The following is a 2,041-nucleotide window of genomic DNA, read 5'->3' as shown; positions in this document are numbered from 1 at the left end:
AACTTAAAACATCCGTTAAGTTTCGTCAACCACCTTTTTTGATCCTGAGAGAGGCCATGTCGCTTGTCCGCTGGATTTTAGGGATCCACACCACCACACCCGTTTTGGGCCTGGCCCTGCTGCCGTTGGAGCCAGGGTTGGGAGAAACCCGCAGTCAGAGCTGGTGGCTGGATCGGGAGATGGCAGCGCAGTTGCACCCCTGCTTGAAAGTCTTCTTGGCCGGTCAGGCTTGGTCGCAGATAGCTGGGATCGCTGTAGCTTTGGGGCCGGGCAGCTTTACGGGCAGCCGTTTGGGGGTGAGCGTGGCCCGTCTGCTGGGCCAGCAACTGGGCATCCCCGTGTTCGGCTACTCGGCTTTGGCCGTCCTAGCCCGCCATGTGTGGATCTGGCAGGGATCCCCGCCCCAGCCCTTGACGGTGGCAGTGCAGATGGACGCCAAACGAGGAGAGCGGTATGGCGGCGTGTATCGGGTGACAGAAGAGGGTGTCGCTGCAGAAGCGGCCGATCGGCTCTGGGAGGAAGAGGCTTGGCAGGCCCTTCTCCGCCATTGGCCGCAAGCTTTATCTGTAGATGCCGACGATTTTGTGGATTCTGCACCTGTGGTGGCGTTGGCAGAATTGGCCCGCGCCGATTTTCGGGCCGGATTGCGCCCTCAGTGGCAGGAGGTGCTGCCCCTCTACGGTCGCCAGCCCCCGATTGATCTCAGAGGGCTGAATCGGACTCCGCCTCCCCAGCGCGAACGGAGTGTCCCATCGTCACGGTAAGATTGGGAAGTCTAAGCAACGGATCCCTCTGCTGACATGATCTCAAGCAACGATTTGCGCCCTGGCGTCTCTGTGGAAATTGACGGAGCTCCCTATAAAGTGATCGAGTTCCTGCATGTGAAGCCCGGCAAGGGAGCAGCCTTTGTGCGCACCAAGCTCAAAAACATGCAGACTGGCAACGTTGTGGAGAAGACTTTCCGCGCCGGTGAAACCCTGCCCGCAGCCACCATCGAAAAAGTCGAGATGCAGTATCTCTACGCGGAAGGGGACAACTTGGTGTTTATGGACATGGAGACCTATGAGCAGGCTCCAATTACCGCCGCCCAAATTGGCTCCGCCGTGAAATATCTGAAAGAAAACATGCAAGTGTCAATCTTGCGCTGGAATGGGCAGGTGATCGATGTGGAGCTGCCCAACACCGTTGTTCTGGAAGTGGTGGAAACAGATCCAGGGGTGAAAGGAGATACCGCCACTGGGGGAACCAAGCCGGCCAAGCTGGAGACCGGTGCTGAGATCCAGGTGCCTTTGTTCATCAAGGTTGGAGAACGGATTCGGGTCGATACCCGCACCGACACCTATCTGGGCCGGGAGTGAGTTCTCCCTCTCCTTTTCGGTTATGGATTTCTGTTGTGGACAGGTGATGCATCAGGAGTGAACCTTCCCTTGGATGTTGTCAATTGGCAGGAAATTCGTCTTCTCCTGGCCGCTCTGCAAGAGAGCGATGTTACCGAGCTAACTCTGGAGTTCAAAGATTTTCGCCTCACCTTGCGCAAAGGGATCCCGACTGAGCTCTCCTCCACCCCCGCCAGTCCGGTTATTGTCTCCTCTGCGCCTCCTCCTGCTCCTGCAGAAGCGCCCCCTCCTCCCACTGCTCCCAAATCCACCCCCAGCCATTGGATAGACGTGACGTCACCAATGGTGGGCACTTTCTACAGCGCCCCAGCTCCAGGTGAACCTGACTTTGTGCGGGTTGGCCAACGGGTGAACAAGGGCCAAACCCTGTGCATCATCGAGGCCATGAAGCTGATGAACGAGATCGAGGCCGAAGCGGCAGGCGTGGTGACCGAGATTTTGGTGAGCAATGGGCAATCGGTGGAGTTTGGGCAGGTGTTGATGCGGTTGGATCCCACGGCTTGATGGGCAAGGGGGTAAACCGGATTTTGGCGACCCAATCTCCCTTGCCTGTGTATACACCAGAGTTGAATCGGATTGAGGGGATGTGGTCGGTGTTGAAGCACTGTATCCGTCAGTTTTCCAGAGCCGGGAAGTATGGGATG

At 57.6% G+C, this 2,041-nt stretch carries 3 protein-coding genes; all 3 read left to right on the top strand.

The window, feature by feature from the left end; translation table 11 throughout:
* Window positions 1-764: tRNA (adenosine(37)-N6)-threonylcarbamoyltransferase complex dimerization subunit type 1 TsaB (gene tsaB / locus NW815_RS10535; protein WP_414415987.1), on the top strand; the 764-nt coding region annotated here is incomplete at its 5' end.
* A 36-nt stretch (window positions 765-800) separates the two neighbouring features.
* Window positions 801-1,358: an elongation factor P gene (gene efp / locus NW815_RS10530; RefSeq protein WP_414335241.1), complete on the top strand. Its 558-nt coding sequence runs from the start codon at window positions 801-803 to the stop codon at window positions 1,356-1,358.
* Window positions 1,359-1,427: 69 nt separating this feature from the next.
* Window positions 1,428-1,901: an acetyl-CoA carboxylase biotin carboxyl carrier protein gene (gene accB / locus NW815_RS10525; protein WP_011432092.1), complete on the top strand. Its 474-nt coding sequence runs from the start codon at window positions 1,428-1,430 to the stop codon at window positions 1,899-1,901.
* Window positions 1,902-2,041 lie beyond the last annotated feature (140 nt).

It is taken from the genome of Synechococcus sp. R6-7 (assembly GCF_047461695.1).
Classification (GTDB): Bacteria; Cyanobacteriota; Cyanobacteriia; order Thermostichales; family Thermostichaceae; genus Thermostichus.
This window is presented reverse-complemented; position numbering and strand designations above follow the sequence as displayed.